Origin of the sequence: Curtobacterium sp. MCBD17_013 (genome assembly GCF_003234565.1) — a bacterium.
Lineage (GTDB): Bacteria > Actinomycetota > Actinomycetes > Actinomycetales > Microbacteriaceae > Curtobacterium.
In genome coordinates this window covers 121097-141436 of the sequence record NZ_QKTU01000004.1, presented here as the reverse complement: position 1 = coordinate 141436, position 20340 = coordinate 121097, and the positions used below count along the sequence as shown (strand labels likewise).

18 protein-coding genes are annotated in these 20340 nt (G+C 72.9%); 4 read left to right on the top strand and 14 right to left on the bottom strand.

Annotated elements, in window-relative coordinates; all coding sequences use genetic code 11:
- Positions 1–88: 88 nt before the first annotated feature.
- Positions 89–961, bottom strand: a complete 873-nt coding sequence (locus DEI81_RS06760) for a Bax inhibitor-1/YccA family protein (RefSeq protein WP_111009766.1) — start codon at positions 959–961, stop codon at positions 89–91.
- A gap of 235 nt (positions 962–1196) precedes the next feature.
- On the opposite strand from DEI81_RS06760, the gene DEI81_RS06755 reads away from it, so the two are divergent.
- Complete coding sequence (locus DEI81_RS06755) at positions 1197–2231, top strand: glycerophosphodiester phosphodiesterase family protein (protein WP_111009765.1); 1035 nt, start codon at positions 1197–1199, stop codon at positions 2229–2231.
- A 10-nt stretch (positions 2232–2241) separates the two neighbouring features.
- Here DEI81_RS06755 and DEI81_RS06750 read toward each other — a convergent pair whose 3' ends face one another.
- Positions 2242–3708, bottom strand: coding sequence for an MFS transporter (locus tag DEI81_RS06750; RefSeq protein ID WP_111009895.1), 1467 nt, complete (start codon positions 3706–3708; stop codon positions 2242–2244).
- Between the two features lie 51 nt (positions 3709–3759).
- Here DEI81_RS06750 and DEI81_RS06745 point away from each other — a divergent pair, with 51 nt between their 5' ends.
- Both DEI81_RS06745 and DEI81_RS06740 read left to right on the top strand, forming a co-directional pair.
- Positions 3760–4368 (top strand): TetR/AcrR family transcriptional regulator, encoded by a 609-nt coding sequence (locus DEI81_RS06745; protein ID WP_111009764.1) that lies wholly within the window; start codon positions 3760–3762, stop codon positions 4366–4368.
- A 91-nt stretch (positions 4369–4459) separates the two neighbouring features.
- On the top strand, positions 4460–6928 hold the full coding sequence (locus DEI81_RS06740; RefSeq protein ID WP_111009763.1) for an ATP-dependent helicase: 2469 nt from the start codon (positions 4460–4462) through the stop codon (positions 6926–6928).
- Positions 6929–6964: 36 nt separating this feature from the next.
- Here DEI81_RS06740 and DEI81_RS06735 read toward each other — a convergent pair whose 3' ends face one another.
- The 7 genes from DEI81_RS06735 to DEI81_RS06710 form a co-directional block, all read right to left on the bottom strand.
- On the bottom strand, positions 6965–7489 hold the full coding sequence (locus DEI81_RS06735; RefSeq protein ID WP_111009762.1) for a GNAT family N-acetyltransferase: 525 nt from the start codon (positions 7487–7489) through the stop codon (positions 6965–6967).
- Between the two features lie 19 nt (positions 7490–7508).
- Positions 7509–8171: a pyridoxal 5'-phosphate synthase gene (locus DEI81_RS16185; RefSeq protein ID WP_181435337.1), complete on the bottom strand. Its 663-nt coding sequence runs from the start codon at positions 8169–8171 to the stop codon at positions 7509–7511.
- Between the two features lie 187 nt (positions 8172–8358).
- Entirely contained in the window at positions 8359–9051 is a 693-nt protein-coding gene (locus tag DEI81_RS16180) for a hypothetical protein (protein WP_181435243.1), read from the bottom strand.
- 161 nt (positions 9052–9212) lie between these two features.
- Complete coding sequence (locus DEI81_RS06725) at positions 9213–10010, bottom strand: hypothetical protein (protein WP_111009760.1); 798 nt, start codon at positions 10008–10010, stop codon at positions 9213–9215.
- Positions 10007–11803 carry a WXG100 family type VII secretion target gene (locus DEI81_RS06720; protein WP_111009759.1) on the bottom strand — a complete coding sequence of 599 codons (1797 nt, stop codon included), beginning with the start codon at positions 11801–11803 and terminating at the stop codon, positions 10007–10009. The genes DEI81_RS06725 and DEI81_RS06720 overlap by 4 nt, the downstream gene beginning before the upstream one ends.
- A gap of 2 nt (positions 11804–11805) precedes the next feature.
- Positions 11806–12132, bottom strand: coding sequence for a hypothetical protein (locus DEI81_RS06715; protein WP_111009758.1), 327 nt, complete (start codon positions 12130–12132; stop codon positions 11806–11808).
- Between the two features lie 76 nt (positions 12133–12208).
- Complete coding sequence (locus tag DEI81_RS06710; protein WP_111009757.1) at positions 12209–12505, bottom strand: WXG100 family type VII secretion target; 297 nt, start codon at positions 12503–12505, stop codon at positions 12209–12211.
- A gap of 179 nt (positions 12506–12684) precedes the next feature.
- On the opposite strand from DEI81_RS06710, the gene DEI81_RS06705 reads away from it, so the two are divergent.
- Positions 12685–17127, top strand: a complete 4443-nt coding sequence (locus DEI81_RS06705; protein WP_111009756.1) for an FtsK/SpoIIIE domain-containing protein — start codon at positions 12685–12687, stop codon at positions 17125–17127.
- A 14-nt stretch (positions 17128–17141) separates the two neighbouring features.
- On the opposite strand, the gene DEI81_RS06700 is transcribed toward DEI81_RS06705, so the two are convergent.
- The 5 genes from DEI81_RS06700 to DEI81_RS06680 all read right to left on the bottom strand — a co-directional run bounded on the left by DEI81_RS06700 (position 17142) and on the right by DEI81_RS06680 (position 20128).
- Positions 17142–17747 (bottom strand): FHA domain-containing protein, encoded by a 606-nt coding sequence (locus DEI81_RS06700; protein ID WP_111009755.1) that lies wholly within the window; start codon positions 17745–17747, stop codon positions 17142–17144.
- Entirely contained in the window at positions 17747–18382 is a 636-nt protein-coding gene (locus tag DEI81_RS06695; protein ID WP_111009754.1) for a hypothetical protein, read from the bottom strand. Before DEI81_RS06695 ends, DEI81_RS06700 begins: the two co-directional genes overlap by 1 nt.
- Before the next feature lie 94 nt (positions 18383–18476).
- Positions 18477–19259 carry an oxygenase MpaB family protein gene (locus DEI81_RS06690; protein WP_258368550.1) on the bottom strand — a complete coding sequence of 261 codons (783 nt, stop codon included), beginning with the start codon at positions 19257–19259 and terminating at the stop codon, positions 18477–18479.
- Positions 19256–19555: a hypothetical protein gene (locus tag DEI81_RS06685; protein ID WP_111009752.1), complete on the bottom strand. Its 300-nt coding sequence runs from the start codon at positions 19553–19555 to the stop codon at positions 19256–19258. The genes DEI81_RS06690 and DEI81_RS06685 overlap by 4 nt, the downstream gene beginning before the upstream one ends.
- A gap of 138 nt (positions 19556–19693) precedes the next feature.
- Positions 19694–20128 carry an ester cyclase gene (locus DEI81_RS06680; RefSeq protein ID WP_111009751.1) on the bottom strand — a complete coding sequence of 145 codons (435 nt, stop codon included), beginning with the start codon at positions 20126–20128 and terminating at the stop codon, positions 19694–19696.
- Between the last annotated feature and the right edge of the window lie 212 nt (positions 20129–20340).

Here is a 20340-nt window from a genome sequence, read left to right as displayed (position 1 = left end):
CCACGGCGCCCGGACACGGAAGAGCCCCGCCGACGGGGACGCGTCGGCGGGGCTCGGTCCGGGGTGCGGGGACGAGGTCCGGGAGGGCCTAGTTGTTCCGCAGGATGGCGAGGATGCGCAGGATCTCGAGGTACAGCCAGACCAGCGTGACGATGAGTCCGAACGCGGCGGTCCAGCCGTAGATGCGCGGGGCGCCACGCTCGACGCCGGTCTTGATCTGGTCGAAGTCGAGCACGAGCGAGTACGCGGCCATGAGCACCACGAGGATGCCGATGAGCACACCGAGCGGGATGCCGAACAGCGTCACGTTCAGCAGACCGAACGCGCTGTGCGTGACACCCGTCCACATGAGGACGAGGTTCACGAGCGAGAACGCGAGGTACCCGAGCATCGCGACGAGGAAGAACCGCGTGGCCTTCGGGGTCGCACGGACCTTGCCGGACGTGAAGAGCAGGAGCGTCACGGCGAAGACGCCGAGCGTGCCGAACACCGCCTGGGCGACGATGCCGTCCCACTGGGTGTTGAAGACCTGCGAGATCCCGCCGACGAAGAGGCCTTCGAGCCCCGCGTAGGTGAGGACGAGGGCGGGTGAGGGCCTGCGCTTGAACGTGTTGACGAGCGCGAGCACGAAGCCCCCGATGACGCCGACGATCATGAGCGCCGGGACCATCCACCCGATGACCGCGCCGACGACGAGCACACCGAAGGCCACGAGCGTCTTGACGATCGTGTCCTCGTAGCTCATGCGGTCGGTCTCGACCGGGCCGGCCGCCGGGCGGTCGTACATGTACTGGAGCTGCTCGGGCGTGAGCGGCTGGCCGCCGGCCCGGCCGTAGGGGGCCTGCTGTCCGTTCGGGGCCTGGCCGTAGGGGGCGCCGGCGCCGTGGGCACCGTTGCCCCATGCGTTGCGGCCCGCGTCGTTGAAGGCGGGGGACTGGTCGAAACCGGGCTTGAACGCCATGGTGTCCTCGTTGTTCCTGTTCTCTGGGTGCTCGGCGGCCGGGTGTGGTCCGGCTGTCGGGGAGCGTCGCGGGTGCGAACATCCGTGTTCTCTCAGCCTAGGGTCGTTCGACGGCGCCTGGCTGGGGATTCGCGATGAGCGGACTGCGGGCCTCCTGGTGGTGACGGGCTGCAATCACCGGTGTGCTCGCGATCCTGTCGCCGTCCTCTGGGAGAACGCCCGTACGCTCGTGCGCATGCCCGACGAGCACGCGTACACGGCGTCTCCACAGCCCCGCGTCATCGCCCACCGGGGCGCCTCCGGGCACCGTCCCGAGCACTCCCGGGCGGCGTACGACCTGGCGGTGATGCTCGGCGCGGACGCGATCGAGCCGGATCTCGTCGTGAGCCGGGACGGTGTGCTCGTCCTGCGTCACGAGAACGAGATCTCGGGCACGACGGACATCGCGTCCCGACCGGAGTTCCGCGACCGGCGCACCACGAAGCGCGTCGACGGTCAGCGCGTCACCGGCTGGTTCACCGAGGACCTCACGTGGGAGGAGCTGCGCACCCTCCGTGTGCGCGAGCCTCTCCCCGCCCTGCGGCCGGCGAGCGCGGCGTACGACGGCAGCGGGGGGATCCTCCGCTTCGAGGACCTCCTCGCACTGCTCGACGCCGCACCGCGCCCGGTCGGGCTCGTGGCCGAGGTCAAGCACGCCACGTTCTTCGCCGACCAGGGGTTGCCCCTCGACGAGCTCGTCGACGCCGTCCTCGGCGAGGCCGGCTGGCGCTCCGATCCGCGCCTCACGTTCGAGAGCTTCGAGAAGCAGGTGCTCCTCGACCTGAGGGCCCGGGGAACGGGCGGTCGCTCCGTCTACCTCATGGAGCGGCGGGGCGCGGCGGCCGACGAGCGCGCCCGGCACGGCTCCGCCGCCCCGACGTACGCCGCGGAGCGCACCGACGCTGGCCTGGCCGGGCTCGCGTCGCGCTTCGACGGCATCAGCGTGGACCTGTCGACTCTGATGGCGGGTGTCGACTCGGTCGCCGTGGGCGACGACCGGGAGGTCCGCAGCGGCCTGGTCGAGCGGGCCCACGCCGCCGGGTTGACGGTGTTCACCTGGACGCTCCGCGCGGAGAACCGGTTCCTCCCCGCGCCACTCCGGCGCGACGGCGACCTCGCGGCGCACGGGGACTGGGCCCGCTGGTTCACCTCGGTGATGCGCACGGGCGTCGACGGCGTGTTCGGGGACCAGCCGGACCTCGCGCTCGCCGCACGGTCGATGCTCCGCTGAGCGCCCCCGCTCAACCGAGCGGCACGGCACGTCGGCCGCGGGCGATCCCCCAGGCGACGAGTGCCGCGGCGACGACGGTGAGGACGAGGGACCCGGTGGTCACGGCCTCCCGGAACCCCGCGGTCTGTGCGGCGGTCCACCCGCCCGCGGTGAGCCGACCGACGGCGGACGCGGCGAGGACGGTCCCCGTGACGGCGAGACCGACGCCGGACGCGACCTCGGTGGCCGTGTCGACGAGCGCGGCACCGATCGTCGTGCGCGCCGACGGCAGGCCGCGGAGGACGTTCACGCCCGCGACGACCCCGACGACGCGCATGCCGGCGGCCTCGAGCACGAGCGCGGCGGCGACCCAGGGGTAGCCGAAGCGCCCGAGCACTCCGTACACGGCGAGACCGGCCACCACCGCGGCGGCGCTCGACCACGCCGCGTGGTCGATCCCGACGCGGTCGACGAACCGGCCGACGAACGGGCCGCCCGCGACGAGGACGGCGACCTGCGGGAGCATGCCGAGGGCGGCCAGTGCCGGTGCCCAACCCCAGTCCAGCTGGAACTGCAGGGTCACGAGGTACCCGAGCCCGGCGGTGGCGAGTCCGGCGGCGGCCTTGAACGCGAGTCCGCTCGAGACGCGGGGCAGGGCGACCAGGGCGAGGTCGAGCAGGGGGTGCTGCGCGGTGCGTTCGCGGAGCACGAAGAGCGCCGCGGCCACGAGGGCGGCGAGGCTCGCGGCCCACGGCGCGCCGTCCTGCGCACCACGGTCGACGAAGAGCGTCGGTGCGACGAGGCCGAGGACGATCGTCGCCGTGCCGAGCGCCGCACCGAGGACGTCGATCGGCGCGCGGTGGAGCTCCTCGGGCTCGTCGGGGGCCACGCCCCGGCGGACCCCGATGATCGCCAGCACCGCGATCGGGGCGTTCACGAGCAGGAGGACCTGCCACGGCGCGACCGCGAGGACGAACCCGCCGACGGTCGGTCCGATCGCGAGCCCCACGAGTCCGACCGTCGAGATCAGGGTGGTCGCGCGGACGCGGAGGTCGTCGCGGTCGAAGAGCCGGAACGCCAGCGCCATCGAGCCCGGCGTGGTCATCGCGGCGGCGACCCCCATCACGACCCGGACCGCGATGAGCTCGCCGGTCGAGCCGACGAGTGCGGTCGCGAGACTCGTGACGGCGAGCAGGACGAGCCCGACGAGCATGACGCGCCGCCGCCCGAACCGGTCGGCGATCGCCCCGAACACGAGCATCGACCCGCCGAACACGACGGCGTAGGAGCCGGTCACCCACTGCAGTCCCGTCGTCGTCGTGTGCAGATCCCGGCCGATCGTGGGGAGTGCGACGTTGAGGATCGCGTTGTCGAGCATCTCGAACAGGAACACGGCCGACAGGCCGAGCAGGGCGGGCCACGCCTGTCGGAGCGAGGTGGGCGCGCGCCGGGTGGATCGCGCGCCTGGGACGATGGCGCTGGTGGTCGGGTCGGACATGACCATGACCTTATGTGAGTAAGTGTAGTTACACAAGCAAGTGGAGGAACGATGCCACGGACCACAGCGCGCGGTGGACCCGAGACGCGAGCCAGGATCGCCGCGATCGCGTCCGGCCTGTTCCACGAACGCGGTTTCGACGCCGTGACCGTCGCGGAGGTCGCGCGGGCCGCCGGCGTGTCCAGCGTCACCGTCTTCAACCACTTCCCGCGGAAGGAGGACCTGTTCCTCGACCGCTCGCTCGACGCCGCCGAGCTGCTCCGTGCGGCGGTGCGGTCGCGTCCCGCCGGCACCGACGTCCTGGCTGCACTGCACGCCGTGGCCCTGCGGCTCGTCGACGAACGGCATCCCCTGTCCGGGCTCGACGACCGGTCCGGTCCGTTCTTCCGGACCGTGGCGGAGTCCTCGGCCCTCGTTGCCCGGGCGCGCGAGATCGGCGCGGAACTGCAGCGGACCCTCGAGGACGCGGTCCGGGAGGACGGGTCGTCCGACGGTGATCCGACCCTGCTCGCGGCCTTCGTCGTGGCGGGCTACGCCACCGTCCTCGTGGTCACCGCGCGTCACGTGATCGCGGGGACCCCGGCCGACGCCCTCGTCGACGACCACCGGGCGCGGTTGGGGCGGCTGTTCGACGCGCTCCGGGACGGTCTCGCCCGCTGAGCTCCCGGCGCCGCGGGAGGCCCGGATGCGGGCCGCGGTCGGGCGTCGGTCCGGTGGCGGTGTCCGTGGTCGCGCCTAGACTGACCCGGTCATGACGATCGTGCTCGACCCCTTCGACTCCGCTCCCGACGACGGGGCGGGTCGACCCGCGCGCAGCGGCACCGCCACCTACGACGACCCCTTCACCGCCGGCCTCAACCCGCAGCAGAAGGCCGCGGTCGAGTACCGCGGCGAGTCCCTCCTCATCGTGGCGGGCGCGGGATCCGGCAAGACGAGTGTGCTCACCCGGCGCATCGCGCTCCTCCTGGCCAACCGCGAGGCCTGGCCGAGTCAGATCCTGGCGATCACGTTCACGAACAAGGCCGCGGCCGAGATGCGCGAGCGTGTCCAGGCGCTCGTCGGCGGGGCGGCCGAGGGCATGTGGATCTCGACGTTCCACTCGGCGTGCGTGCGCATCCTCCGACGCGAGTCCGAGCGGTTCGGGTTCACGTCGTCGTTCACGATCTACGACTCCGCGGACTCGCGCGCACTGCTCAAGCGGATCCTCAAGGACCTCGAGGCCGACGCGCTCGGGCTGACGGTCGGCGCCGCCGCCAACAAGATCTCCAAGCTCAAGAACGAGCTGCAGGACGTCGAGTCCTACGCCCGCGACATCAACACGAACGACCCGCAAGAGGTCATGTTCCTCGAGGTGTTCCGGCAGTACTCACGCGAGCTCCGGCGGGCGAACGCGTTCGACTTCGACGACCTCATCGGGCAGACGGTGTTCCTGTTCCGGGCGTTCCCCGACGTCGCCGCGCTCTACCAGCGGCGCTTCCGGCACGTGCTCGTCGACGAGTACCAGGACACGAACCACGCCCAGTACGCCCTGATCCGCGAACTCACACGGCCGGTCGCACCCGAGCAGGTCGACGCGCTCGAGGCATCGGGGCAGCACGTCGACCGCATGCGGGAGCCCGACGGGTCGATCGCGCCGGCGTCGCTCACCGTGGTCGGCGACTCCGACCAGTCGATCTACGCCTTCCGCGGGGCGGACATCCGGAACATCGTCGAGTTCGAGCGGGACTTCCCGAACAGCCGGGTGATCCTGCTCGAGCAGAACTACCGGTCGACGCAGAACATCCTCGACGCCGCCAACGCCGTGATCGCGAACAACTTCGACCGGCAGGCCAAGAACCTGTTCACGGACGTCGGGGCCGGCGAGAAGATCACGGGCTTCACGGGTTACACGGGGCACGACGAGGCCCAGTTCGTCGCGGACGAGATCCAGCGGCTGCACGACGACGAGCACATGGACTACCGCGACATGGCGGTGTTCTACCGGACGAACTCCCAGACCCGTGCACTCGAGGAGATCTTCATCCGCGCGGCGATCCCGTACCGGGTGCTCGGCGGCACGAAGTTCTACGAGCGTGCCGAGATCAAGGACGCCATGGCGTACCTGATCACCGTCGCGAACCCCGCGGACCCGCTCTCGCTGCGCCGGATCCTCAACGTCCCGAAGCGCGGCATCGGCGCCGTCACCGAGACGGCCCTGCAGCGGTACGCCGACCAGAACGAGGTCTCCCTGCGCGAGGCCCTCCGGCACGCCGACGAACTCGGGTTCGGGCCGAAGGTCCGCACGGCGATCACCGACTTCGCGGCGCTGCTCGACGCCGTCGCCGAGAAGGCCCCGACGCAGCCCGTGGTCGACACCCTGACGCAGCTGCTCGACGGCTCGAAGCTGCTCGAGGTGCTCCGGATGTCGCCGGACGCCCAGGACGCCGCCCGCGCCGACAACATCGACGAGCTCGTGGCGGTCACGCGGGAGTTCCAGAAGAACAACCCCGACGGCACGCTCTCGGACTTCCTGACCGAGGTCTCCCTGGTCGCCGCGGCCGACGAGCTCGACGACTCCTCGGGCACCGTCTCGCTCATGACGCTGCACACCGCGAAGGGGCTCGAGTACGACGCGGTGTTCCTCACCGGCATCGAGGAGGACCTGCTCCCGCACCGCATGTCCGCCGGCGAGCCCGGTGGCCCGGCCGAGGAACGCCGTCTGTTCTACGTGGGCATCACCCGCGCTCGGAAGCACCTGTTCCTCTCGCTCGCGATGACGCGCGCGCAGTTCGGTGACGTCAACGTGGCCATGCCCTCGCGGTTCCTCCAGGAGATCCCGGACGGGCTCATCGAGTGGAAGCAGTCACCGGGCATGGCGAACAGCCGTGGTGGCACGCAACCCCGCGCCCTGAACGCCCGGCGCGAGGGCGGCGTCGGACCGGGCGGCGGCGCGGGCTGGCGCGGACGCGGCGGCGGGTTCGCGGGCGGCAGCTTCGACCGGGCCACGGCCGCGGCGAAGACCCGCCCGAAGACCGAGTGGTCGAACAGCGTCTCGGGGCAGGTGCGCGACAACGGCGACATGGAGCTCGCGCCGGGGGACCGGATCTCGCACGTCGACTTCGGCGAGGGACGCGTCACCGCGGTCACCGGGAACGGGGCGAAGCGGATCGCCGAGGTCCAGTTCGACACGGCCGGGCGCAAGAAGCTCCTCATCAAGATCGCGCCGATCGAGAAGCTCTGACGATCCGCGGGAGCCGGGTCGGGCCTCCCGTCTTGCTCAGCGCACCATGCGCACGGTCGCGCCGATCGGCGGGAACGCGCCGGTGGTGCCGTCGGTCCTGAACCCGTTGCGCCGGTAGAAGGCCTGCGCCCGCGGGTTGTCGGCCGCGACCCACAGCGACGCCGGCCGGTCCGCGAGCGCCGCGTCGAGGAGTGCCTGGCCGATCCCGGTGCCGTGCGCGGCGGCGAGGACGTAGAGCATGGTCAGTTCGGTGGGGTGGCGCGCGGCGGGGCGGTCGTCGGCGGCAGGGCCGGTCGGCTGCTCGTCCCCGTCGGGGTCGTCGGGGTCAGCGGTCGTGGCGAAGCCGATCACCCGGTCGTCGACGACCGCGACCACCGTGCCGAAGGACCCGGCGGCGAGGTTCTGTTCCCACCGCACCACGCGGGGCTCCACCTGGAACGCGGGATGGTCCTCCCCGTCGACGAGGTGCGCGTACGTCTCGCGCCACGACACGGCGTGGACCGTCGCGATGCCGCGGGCGTCCGCGGCGGTGGCGGTGCGGACGACGGCGCGGTGTGCCATGACCTCAGGGTAGGACCGGTCAGGGCTGCAGTCGGTCGACCCGCCAGGAGCCCTCCGCGCTCCGGTAACGCAGGCGCCGGTACACGCGGTCGCGGGCGCTGAGCCAGAACTCCGCCACGTCCGGCACGAGGCGGTACGCGGCCCATGCGGGTGGTCGGGGCACGTCGTCGCCGTGCTCGTCGAGCAGGGCGTTGGCCTGCGCGATCAGGTCGTCCACGACCGACCGCGGGTCGTGTTCGGCGGGGAACGCCGCGGACTGGTGGGACGCCGCGGTCGCGGCCCGGGACTTCGGGGAGCGCGCCGCGAACAGGGCGTCGGCCGCGGCGTCGTCGAGGCGCACGACGTGCCCCTCGAACCGGAGCTGCTGCCCCGTCTCGCGCCAGTAGGCGTGCAGGGCGGCGTTCGGGTTCGCCGTGAGCTCGACGCCCGTGGGGGTGTCCGTGCCCGTGCCGAACAGCAGCCCCTCGTCGGCGAACTCCTTGACGTCGACGGTCCGGGCGCTGAGCACACCCGTGAGGCTCGCGGTGGCGAGGGTCATCGCGAGCGGTTCGCGGACCTCCCGGGCGGTCGCGGCGTCGAGCCAGCGTCGCGCGAGCGTCATCGGGTGGTCGGGGTGGGCGGTCAGGCCGTCGAACTCCGGGAAGCTGGCGGTGTCGTCGCGGGTGATGCGGTCCGTGGTCACGAGCCCACGATGCTCCTGCGGGCGCGCGAGCGCATCACGACCACGGGCCTTCGAGCGCGTGCTGGGCCGGACTCCGTCTCTTCTGCCAGCGGGTCCGACGGTGATCCGCGATGGGTACGACGGGTCCTCCGGGCCCCCGCGGCTCGATCCGCGCGGGCTGTCCGTGGGCGTCACCACCGTCGTGCGCTCACGTCGTCGTCGGATCCGTCGCACCGAGCGCGGTCGACACGGGGTCCTGCGTCCTGACCCACATCGCGTGCTCGACGGGCAGTTCGTCGATCCACGTCGTGGTGACCGGATCGGGCACGCCCAGCGACGACGACACGTCGTACACCGCCTCGGCGTACCGCAGCGCGGCGTCCTGATCGCGAGCGGTGACGACCACGAGCAGGTCTTCCGGAAGGGACTCGACCGCATGTCGGAAGACCCACACGCGCGGTGTCTCTGCGGTGGCGGGAGCGTGCGCTTGGAGTGCCTCGATGAACCGCCGATCCCGACGCGTCACCCGATCGAGCGCGACCTGCGCGCCGACGGGAAACGGCCCACTGGCGCTCACCAGCGCCGCCTTCTCATCGGGCTGCACGACCTGCGGGAAAGGGCGGTCGATGTCGACCACGAGACCCCACTCGTCGGGGATCCGACGGAGGAGCTCGTGCACCGGGATCGACAGCATCCGGGCAGGGGTCCCCGCAGGGATGCGAGCGAGGGCGTCCTCGGGCACGGTGAACCCCAACACCAGTGCAACACCCGCTGGCGTGCTGACCGCCAACGGAACACCCTGCTCTTCGTGTCGGAGGACGATGACCTGTGCCTCGGCGAACCCGTACTTCGAGCGGAGCATCATGTCGCGGTGCGCGTTCCGCGGAGGCGTCAGGGGCATGGGGTCATCCCGTCGTCGTCGGTGGTCGAGGGAGGCGGTACCGGGCTCCCGGCTCCCGGGCTCCCCGTCGAACTCCATCATGGCCGCGATGCGCTGCCCGTTTCGACTGCGGTCACCGGTTCCGGCCGCGACGGATTCCGCGTGTGACGTCGGCGTCCGGTTCACGGTTCGAGGACCAACGCGAATCGGGGTCGTTCCGCGCGGAACGGTTGGGGGAAGTCGCGCACGATGCCGTGGCCGTCGCCGAAGTCCTCGACGAGGACACCGGCCGGCAGTGCCGCCGTCGCGAGCAGCTCCGACCAGACGTGGTGGCCCGACACCCGGACGCCCGCCGAGTGCTCGACCAGTCCGGACAAGCGCCGGTAGCGGCCGAAGGCGGAGTGCACGCGCGCGCCCGCACCGCGGAGCTGAGCCACCAGTGCGGGGAGACGGCCCCATCCGCCCTCCGGGTCAGCGGGGTCGCGGAGCGCGGCACGGAGCGGGATCGGACGCCGCATGACCGGATCGGCGGTGTCGGTCGCGACCGTCTCCGTGCCCGGACGAGCGAAGCGGAGGTCCACGGCGTACCGCGAGCCGCCAGCCTCGAGCCCGTCGCGGACCCGCAGTCCGTCACCGTCGTGCCCGAGGGCCGGTACGGCCTCGTACGTGGTCCCCGGCGGCAGCACCCACCGCGCCGCGAACTCGGCGGGCGTCGGCACAGGACCGAGCAGCGTCATCCGTCGGTCAGCGATGATCTCGTTCCCTCGCTCCATCGCTGGCCCTCGGTGTTCGAGGAGTTCGTACCCGGACGCCTGGTACCAGTTGACGAGGCCGAGTAGCCGCCCGTACTCGGGCCACATCGGGACGTGCGACGGCGGCACGACGAGCCGACCCGTGCCGTCGCCGGCGGGCTGGGTCGCCCAACTCGCCGAGCGCGGCAGGATCTCTTCGCCGCCTCGCGTGATCCCGCGGGGGCTCACTGCGCAGCGACGACGTGATGCCGGAGGTCGTCGGCGTAGTCCCAGGGCGTCGCCACGACGAGGCCGCGAGCACCGACACCCATGGAACGGAGTGCGGAGCCGTACTCCTCCATCCGGAGCGTGCCGGGGAGGGGATGGACACTGGCAGGATCCATGAGAGGCCGGTCGATCGACTGGAAGGCCGTGCCCCACGACGAGCGGTCACCTGGGATGAAGACCTCGCTCGCGCCGCCTGCGCCGTACTGCGGATTGGCCACTGCCGATCCGACGGCGTGCGGCAGGGGCTGGGTGACCAGGTAGGTCTCGCCCTGCGGCCGGAAGGTCTGGAACGGGCCGCTCGCGTCGTGCACTCCGACCTGCACGCTGGCGGCGTACTGCGCGGCGTCACCACCAGTCGTGATCAGATCGTGTGCGGGTCCCTCGCTCATCACGTAGAACTCGCCGTTCCCGACCACCTGCAGGCGTTGGCCGACGATGGACGTCGGCCGACCCGAGCGCCAGGGGTCGACCCCCGGGTAGCCGCTCTTCCAACCGCTCGTTGTGCCCTGCCAGTGCCGGGCGCGAGCGGCGACCGAGGGGAGGTCGGACCGCCAGTACGCCTCCACGCCATCGCGAAAGGCGCCGCGCGCGTTCCGCACGTCCCGCACCCCGGCCGGGAGCCCCGCGACGACGAACGCGCGGAGCGACTCCACCGACCGGAGCGCCGTCCCGTGCCGCACGTTGGCGACGAGGTGCGGGAGCGCGGTGAACGACCGCGCCGTGTTCACCACTTCGGAACCGACGTGCCTGCCTGCGGAGGCGATCCCGCCCGCGAGTCCCGCGCCCTTGGCGAACTCCTCGCCGACCCGGGCCGCGGTGGTGATCCCCTTGCCCATCGGGATGCAGTCGAGGGCCGCGAACGCGAGGTCCCACCCGTCCGCCTGGCCCTTGGTCATCTTGTAGACGGTGTCGGCGAGCACGAGGAGCGCGACACCCGCGACGATCCAGGCGATCGGACCGCCGACGATGAGCGCGATGACGCCCCCCACGGCCACGACGACCTTGGCCACGGAGACGATGTCGCTCCAGACCTCGGACTGGAACACCTCGTCCCAGACGGACTGCTTGCCGAGACCGGCGTCGGCCGCGTGGCCGATCGCGGTCGCCGTGCGACGTTCGCCGTCCTCCCAGTCGCCACGGGCCTCGGCGACCAGACGCTTCGCGGCGTCGATCCGGGACTGCGCGGCGGTGATGGAGCTCTGTGCGGCCTCGGCCCCGTCGGATGCCACGGCGGCGTTGTCGGACGCGGCGCGCAGCTGCGCCGGGGTCGGGACCTCCGCGCCGGTGGGCGGCGTCGAGCCGGCGGGGTGCGCGGCGGCGAGCGCGGTGAGACGGGAGGCCGTCGCCGCGTAGTGCGCCGCGGTCGCCTGGGCGTCGTCGAGCCGGTGACGGGCGGCGTCGAGGTCGCCGGCTGCGTCCTTGGCGTCGGCGAGGGCACCGTCGGCGCGGTACTGCGTGTGGTCGACGACGTCGGCCCACCCGAGGAGCGCGGTGGCGACGTCGGCGTACGAGTGCACGAGCTTCGCGAGGTCGGTGGGGGTGTCCTGGATCGCGCGGACGAAGACGTCGGCGGCTTCACCCTGCCAATCGGTGAGCCAGCCCGAGCCGCGGACGGACCGGAGGCGCGTGGTCGCGTCGTCTGCGGCCTCCGAGATGCGCTGGTACTCACGGGCCATCATGCGGACGACGGTGGGGTCGCCGGGGACCGGGTCGAACCCCTGGTCCACGACCGCCCAGCCCGTGGGACGGGACACGGCTACCGCGCCGATCCGGCGGCGGTGGGCCCACCGGCCTGGTCGTCGACCCGCAGGGCGGAGGCGAGGTGGGCGTCGGTCTCGCGGTAGGCGCGCTCGGACGTCGTGAGCATGGCAGCGAGGGCCGCGGTGGAGTCCGTGATCTTCCGGCGCTTGTCCTCCCACCGGTGGTCGAAGTCGTGCAGCGCACCCTGGACGACCCGCGATCCGATCTCGTCGTCGGATGCGTCGACCTGCTTGTGCGCACGCTCCAGCGTGCGGTGCACGGTCGTCAGGTCCCGTTCCAGTTCGCCGAGACCCATGAGGTCGACGAGCAGCCGGTCTGCCATGGCGATGTCCCTCCCCGTCGCGCGGATACGCCCACGACCCGTGCGCCGCGGACGGCGCACGGGTCGTGGAGCGATGTCAGCCCTTGAGGCCCGATGCGAGCGACTCGTCGGTCTCGGACAGGGTCTGCGACGCCTTCGTCAGGAAGGACGAGAGCCCGTCGAGGCCCTGCACCGTCTGCGTGACGCCCCGGTTGAACTCGTCGTAGGACTCACCGAACGCCACGGACGACTTGTCGGTGACGTAGCCGTCGGAGATGAGCTGCTGGATCTTGCGCTGCAGCGCGGACAGACGGTCCTCGATGTCGGCTTGCCCCGCCTTGAGGTCGGATGCCGCTGCCTCGAGGTCCGCGTAGGACACGTTGATGTTCGCCACTGGTGCTCCCTTTCCCCGGAGTCATGCTGTATTTCCCCCCGTTCGGGGCGTTCCACGGCGCGACACTACCATCGACGCGTCGGCCGCACAGCGGTTCTCCACAGTTCATGCAATCGCATGTGCTAAGGGGCCCCGCTGTCAGAGGTGCCCGCCACGATGGCGGGGCGAGGGGGAGCAGGATGACGTTCACGTTCACGATGGTGGACCGCGACAGCGGGCAGACGGCCAACGTCCACGTCGATGGCGACACCGGGCGGGCGGTCCGCGAGGTCGTGGCCGAGGCCGAGCGGCTGCTCGCGACCGATGTCACGTCCGCCACCGGCCCGGCGACCTACTTCGTGGGCGAGCGCCCGTTGGACCTCGACGCGTCGATCGCCGCCTCCGGTGTCCGTGACGGCGTGGTGGTGAGCCGGAGCGCCGAGGCCGTCCCACCGCCTCCCGTCCGTGCGCTGTCACTCGGCGAGGTCCGGATCGTGTCCGGACCGCACGCGGGCACGGTCGTCCGGGCCGACGCGGGGATCGTCACGATCGGCTCGGGGGCGGCGGCCCAGCTCCGCGTGGAGGCCGCCACCCAGGCCGACGGCCTGGCGGACGCCGCCGCGGCGCTCGGCGGCCAGGGCGTGCCCGACATCGCGCTCCTGGTCTCCGTCGGTCCGGACGGCGCGACCGTGCGCCCGGTCAACGGGTACGCGGGTGCCGCGCTCGACGGCGACCCCGTGGTGACGGAAACCGCATGGGCCGAGGACGCGCAGCTCACGATCGGGTCGGCCTTGCTCGCGTACGGACGCCCGCGGAGCCGCGGAGCGCACCTCGCGCTCGCCGAGGACGGCATGGCCCTGGAGTACAACCGGCCACCCCGCATCCTGCCGCCGGACGACCACGCGCGGTACCAGTTGCCGGTGCCGCCGATCGAGCCGCCGGCCAGGGCCCTGCCGATCCTCATGGCCCTGGCCCCGATGGGCATGGCCGTCATGTTCGTGTCGACGACGGGCCGCTGGATCTACCTGCTCGTCGCCCTGCTCTCGCCCCTCGTCATGGTGATCACCGGGTTGCAGGGCCGACGGCAGGGCAAGAAGACCCACCGGCAGCGGGTGGCCGAGTACGAGGACACCCGGGCGCGGATCGAGGCGGACGCGACCGAGTCCCTCCGACGTGAGCGTGCGCGGTGGATCGCCAGCGCTCCCGATCCCGCGGACGTGTACGAGACCGCCGTCGGGCCGCTCCCGCGCCTCTGGGAACGCCGCCCGACCGACCCCGACCACCTGCTCGTCCGCGTCGGCACCGCGACGCAGCGGTCCGAGGTGACGCTCGAGGACCCGGAACAGCTCTCGCACAAGCGGACGGTCACGTGGGACGCCCGCGACGTCCCGGTGCGGATCGAGCTCGCCGAGCGGGGCGTGCTCGGGATCGCGGGCCCGGGGGACGACGCGCGCCGGATCGCGAACTGGGTGGTCGCGCAACTGGCGACGCTGCAGAGCCCGAAGGACCTGACGTTCGCGCTGCTCACCGACTCGACCAGGACGGGTCTGTGGGAGTGGATGTCGTGGCTCCCACACGTCCGCCGCGACGGCGCCGACCAGCCGGTCACGAGCATCGCGTCCACCGCGGCCGGTACCGCACGGCTCATCGCGGAGCTGTCCGCCACCATCGACGCCCGGAAGGAGGCCGGTGTCCGGGCCGGGCGGCAGGCGCAGCACGCCGGCCAGATCGTGGTCGTCATGGACGGCGCGCGCCGGCTCCGCGCCATGCCGTCGCTCGTCCAGGTGCTCAAGGAGGGCCCGGCGGTCGGCGTCTTCAGCATCTGCCTCGACCTCGACGAGCGCCTGCTCCCGGAGGAGTGCGACGCCGTGGTCGTCGTCCGCGACGGCCGCCTCCGCGTCCGCCAGCAGCGGAGCGAGCGGATCGACGACGCCCGCCCGGACCTGGTGGACCAGGACTGGCTCGAGTGGGTGGCGCGGTCGTTGTCGCCGATCGTCGACGCGAGCCCCGACGTCGAGGACGGCGCGGTGCCGTCGTCGTCCCGGCTGCTGGACGTGCTCGCGCTCGAACCGCCGACGTCCGAGGCCGTCCAGGCGCGCTGGATGCTCGGCGGGCGCAGCACGACGGCCGTGATCGGCGAGTCCATCGACGGCGCCTTCGCGATCGACCTGCACCGCGACGGGCCGCACGGGCTCGTCGCCGGCACGACGGGGTCCGGCAAGTCCGAACTGCTGCAGTCGCTGGTGGCGTCGCTCGCGGTGGCGAACCGCCCGGACGAGATGGTGTTCGTCCTCGTCGACTACAAGGGCGGCGCGGCGTTCAAGGACTGCGTCGACCTGCCGCACACGGTCGGGATGGTGACCGACCTCGACACCCACCAGGTCGAGCGCGCGCTGGAGTCGCTCGGGGCGGAGCTCCGCCGCCGCGAGCACGCCCTGGCCGCGGTCGGCGCCAAGGATCTCGAGGACCACCAGGACCTCCGCGCGAAACGGGCGGCGGCGGGTGACGCCTCGGTTCCCTCCTTGCCCCGTCTGGTCATCGTGATCGACGAGTTCGCGTCGCTCGCCCGCGAACTCCCGGACTTCGTGAAGGGCCTGGTGAACGTGGCGCAGCGGGGCCGCTCGCTGGGCATCCACCTGGTGCTCGCGACCCAGCGGCCGGGCGGCGTCGTGTCGCCCGAGATCCGGGCGAACACGAACATCCGCATCGCGCTGCGGGTGACCGACCAGTCCGAGAGCCAGGACGTGATCGGGGCGAACGACGCGGCGCGGATCCCGAAGACCACGCCCGGACGCGCCTACGTCCGGCTCGGCGCGGCGTCGCTCCTGCCGTTCCAGACCGGTCGCGTCGGGGGTCGTCGTCCAGGGGGCGTCGGCGACGACGCGGACGTCGCTCCGCTCGTGCGCGAGCGGAGCTTCGCGGACCTCAGCGAACCGGCACCGCGCCGCGCTGCGACGGCTTCCGACCTGGCCGACGTCGAGGTCACGGACCTCAGCGTGCTGGTCCGGGCCGTCGGCGACGCGGCCATGGCGGTCGGCGTCCCCGAGCAGCGCAAGCCGTGGCTCCCACCGTTGCCGTCGCTCGTGACCCTGGCCGACGTGGAGGCCGTGTCCGCGGCGACGGCGCCGCTCGCGGTGGCCTGGGGGCTCGAGGACCACCCGGACCGGCAGGAGCAGCGGCCCCTGGTGTTCGACCTCGACCAGGACGGCCACCTGTTCGTCATCGGCTCGCCGCGGAGCGGACGCAGTCAGGCGCTGCGGACCCTCGCCGGCGCGATGGCCCTGCGGCTCGGTGTCGGGGACGTGCACCTCTACGGCATCGACTGCGGCAACGGTGCCCTCCTGCCGATCGGCGCGCTCCCGCACTGCGGTGCAGTGGTGCAGCGACACGAGCCGGAACGTGTCGCGCGGCTGGTGACCACCCTGCTCGGTCTCGTCCGGACGCGGCAGACGGCGTTCGCCCGCGGCGGGTACGGGTCCATCGCCGAGCAGCGCGAGGCCGCGCCCGCCGCCGACGAGGTCCCCATGCCCCACGTCGTGGTCCTGCTCGACCAGTGGGAGGGCTTCATGTCCTCGCTGGCCGAGGTCGAGAACGGCGCACTGCACGACGCCGTCCAGACGCTCCTGCGCGAGGGCGTCGGCGTCGGCGTGCACCTCGTCGTCACCGGGGATCGGACGCTCACCGCCGGGCGCATGTCGAGCCAGGTCGAGCGGAAGCTCCTGCTCGCCCTGGCGGACCGCGGCGACTACGCGTACGAGGGCGTGAACGGCAAGAAGCTGCCCGAGATCATCCCGCCCGGTCGGGGGTTCCGCAACGCCACGGCCACCGAGACCCAGATCGCCGTGCTCCCCGGTGGCGCCACCGGGCGGGCGCAGGCCGACGCCCTCCGCGGGATCGGTGACGAGGTCCGAGCGTTGGTGGCCGCGGACGCGCCCCGGCCGGTCCGGGTCGATGCGCTCCCGCAGGGGATCACGCGCTCCGAGGCGGTCCGGTACCTGCCGGTCGCCGATGCGCGCGCCGGGAGGATCGGGGTCGGTGTGGGCGGCGACGAGCTCCGCTTCCACACCCACGACTTCGTCGACGACACCGCGGTGTTCGTCGTCGCGGGGAGCGCCCGCTCAGGCAAGAGCACGACGTTGGTCGCGATGGCCCGACACGCCCTGGACACGGGCGGGAGCGTCGTCGCGGTCGTCCCGCGCGACTCACCGCTGCGCGCACTCGCGGCCGAGCACGCACGGTGCACCGTGTTCACCGATCCCGGACTCAGCGCGGACGACCTCGCCGCGGCGGTCGAGGGGGCGGAGGGCTTCACCCTCGTGCTCGTCGACGACGCGGAGCTGCTCAAGGAGACCGATGCCGAGCCGGTGTTCCGCGCGATCATGGCGTCGGAGCGGGGGCGCCGCGTCGGCCTCGTGCTCGGCGGTGACGTCGAGGGCGTGGCGAGCGGGTTCCGCGGCTGGCAGGTGGACGCCAAGAAGGCGCGACGGGGCCTGCTCCTCGCCCCGCTGAGCACCGTCGACGGCGACCTGATCGGTGCGCGCCTGACCAAGAGCGCGCTGGGTCAGGACCGCATGCCCGGGCGGGGGTTGCTGCACGACGCGGACGGCGTCCTCCGGGTGGTGCAGGTGCCGGAGGGCGACTGATCGCGTGCGCGCCGTCAGTCGAGCGGTGTCTCGGGCACGAGCGCGGTCGCCGGTTCGGTGCGGAGCACGTGACCCCCGAAGACGACGACGTCGTCCGGGCGGATCGTGGTGCGCTGGCCCCGCGAGAGCATCGTGGAAGGGAACCCCGGGCGGTGCAGCTCGGCGCCGTTGGCGGAGTCCGCGTCGAGGACCCAGAACGAGCCCTCGGCCCCGAACCCGAACGCCAGGTGGGTCCGGCTGAGCAACCGATCCGGGTCGTCGAGCGTGATCCGGTGCACGGTGTCGTCGTCGATCCCGGCGGCGTGGAGCGACGGGTCGCGTCCGAGGACCCCGGGGCCACGCACGAGCACGCGTCGGTCGTCGTCGAGCACGAGGACGACGGCAGCGGCGGGCCGCGCCGGCGCCGTGGCGTCGGTGGCCGCGGTGTGCCCGAGCGGCCGCTCCGGGAGCACCGCGAGGAGGTCCCGCACCCGTCCGGCACTCGCCCGCGGCGCGGGCGGTGGCGTCGTCACGACCCGTGCGAGTCGGCCGTCCGCGGCCATGCGCGTGACGTCGTCGGGCGCGACCCGTTCGGGCACGACGGTGACCGGACGACGACGGCGACGGAACCGGAGGCGCATCACCGCGCCTCCTGATCCGTGGCACCGCTCGCGCCCGCGTCGATGAGCTCGAACGTGTCCGTCACCGCCTCGAAGAGGTCGAACAGCGCCTCGGCGAGGTCCACCGCGGGTGAGGCGACGCTGACGAGTGCCACCTGGTCGTCCATCGGCACGAACGTCTGCATCGTCGCGACGGGGAACGACCGCTGCCCGGACGGATCGACGATCCGGCTGATGCCCCAGGTCCGTGGGACCCGGCCGACGCGGGGGAGGTCGTGGAGGTCGACGTGCGCGCGCGCAGCCTCGTCGTCACCGCTGTCCCGATCGGCCAGCATGGCGACCCGGTCGGTCAGCGCCGTGAGCGGATCGTCGTCCCCGCCGGGCGCCGGGAGCATGCTGACCGTCAGCGCACCGGACACGATCCCGTCGTCGCTCGGTTCCGCGAACGCGGCGCAGTACCGGGCGCCGGAGTCCCAGGCGGACCGGGCGAACCGTCGGAGGATCCGGACGATCTCGGTGCGGTGCTCCCGCAGGGTCGGCTGGTCCCCGACCCGTTCCTGCACGAGGGCGCTGATCGCGTCGTCGCGGTGCTCGGGTCGGACCGGCAGCTCGAACCAGGTCCGCGGCACGGTGATGGCGAAGTGGTCGGCCCCCATGCCGACCACCGTAGCGGCTGGCGCTCAGCGGCTGAGGCTCAGCGCCTGATGCTCAGCGCCCGACGCTCAGCGGCCGAGGCTCAGCGCCTGACGCTCAGCGGCCGGCGACGGTGGTGCGGCGTGCGGCCGCCCGTCGGAGCGACCGCAGCAGCATCCGGACCGGGAGGCGCCGCACCGGTCCCGGGACCGCCGCCACGACCCGGCGCAGCACGGCGACGGTGCGGTCGTACCGGCGTTGCTCGGAGCCTCCCCACGCGAACCCGTACGCCGTCCGCAGGTCGGGCGGCAGCATCCCGACGGTGACGATCCGCGCGACGGGCATGAGCGCGCGGATCCAGACGGGCGCGAAGCGCGGGTGGAACAGGTCCCGGACCACCCCGCGTGCCTCGTCGGTCACCCGGAGCGCCGCGGAGGCCCGGCGCCAGTACGCGTCGAAGGCCGCGGGCGTCGACGGCCACCGGTCCGCGGGGACTCGGAGCGCGCCGCCGAGCGGCTCGTACGCGGTGAGCACGGCTGCGGCCAGCGCCGGGTCGACCGGACCGCGGAGCACCTCGTGCATGCGGAGCGCCGACTCGTACAGGGTCGCGGCGACCCAGAGCTGGTGGTCCGGGTCGTCGGCGCCCTGCACGGGTCGGTGGGCGTGCTCGACGAACGCTGCTGCGGCGCGGGCGTCGGCGGGCGAGCCGAGCACGACCGCGTAGACGTACTGCAGCGTGTGCACGAGCCGCTGCTGCGGTCGGTGCGCGAAGTCACTGTGCCGGGCGACACCGGCCGCGACGACCGGGTCCGCGATCTGCAGCAGGATCGCGCGGCCGCCCGCCATGACGAGCGAGCCGTCCGCCGCGAACCGGCGGACGGCCGGGGAGACGCTCGTCAGAGCGACCGGTACTCGTCGTTGCCGAAGTCGACGCCCTGGGACTCGGGCTCGTCCTCGCCGTCGTTCTCCCAGAGGATCGGTTCGCCCTCGCGTGGGGCACCGCCGGTCGGTCCGTTCGCCGTGCCGTCGCCCGGTTCCGGATCAACGGTCTCGCCGGCGACGGCGTCGTTCGTGACGGTCTCGATGGACTCCTGGATCGCGTCCGGGTCCTCGTCGAACGCGACCTGGTCGTCGGTCGTCGTCTGCTCGCGGAGCTCGGTGGCGTCGTCGTCCGGTCCGATGGCGGGGTCGCTCATGGGGTCCTCCCGTGGTGCTGGTGGCGGGGACGGCCGTGGTGCCGTCCCCGTTCGTTCGTACTCGGTCCGGCCGGGGTGTGCCTCCGGACGGTGGCCGAGGGGCGCCCCGCGCCGGTGTGCGGAGCGGGGCGGTCGGGGTCAGGCCGTGACGAAGTGCGTCTCGCCGCCGGTCAGGTGCAGCTGCTCGGCGAGGCCCTTCTCGTCGGTCGCGCCCCAGCGCTCGACGATCTTGCCGTCCTCGAACCGCGCGGTCTGCAGTCCCCGGACGCGGAAGGTCCGGCCGGTGGGCGCGTGGCCCTGGAACTCGCCGCTGTGCGTGCCGGTGATCGTGAACACGACCGAGACGGAGTCGTCGTCGGCGACGAGCGTCTCGGGCTGCAGGGCGACGTCCGGGAACGCGGTCGTGAACTCCTGCCAGAAGGCGACGATGCCCGCCAGCCCCGGAGCGGCGCCCGGAGCCGGGTCGTGGTCGACGACGTCCTCGGCCCACACCTCGCCGAACCGGTCGAACGCACGCTGCTGGAGCAGTTCGCCGAGGTGCTGCTGGGCCTTCGTGTTGACGTCCTTGCTCATGGTGACTCCTGTCGTCGGGTCGGCGCGGGTGCGCCGCTGGGCCACCGCGTCGGGTGACGGTTCCTGGGTACCCGCACCGGGCCTCCCGGCCCCGGCATCCGGAGGTGCCGCACAGGCAACGCCGTGGCGACGCATCGGACCGCGATCCGCCACGCGGTGTTCACCGGGCGGTCACCTGCGCGACGCCCGCGGGGGCCAGGCTGCTCTGGCTC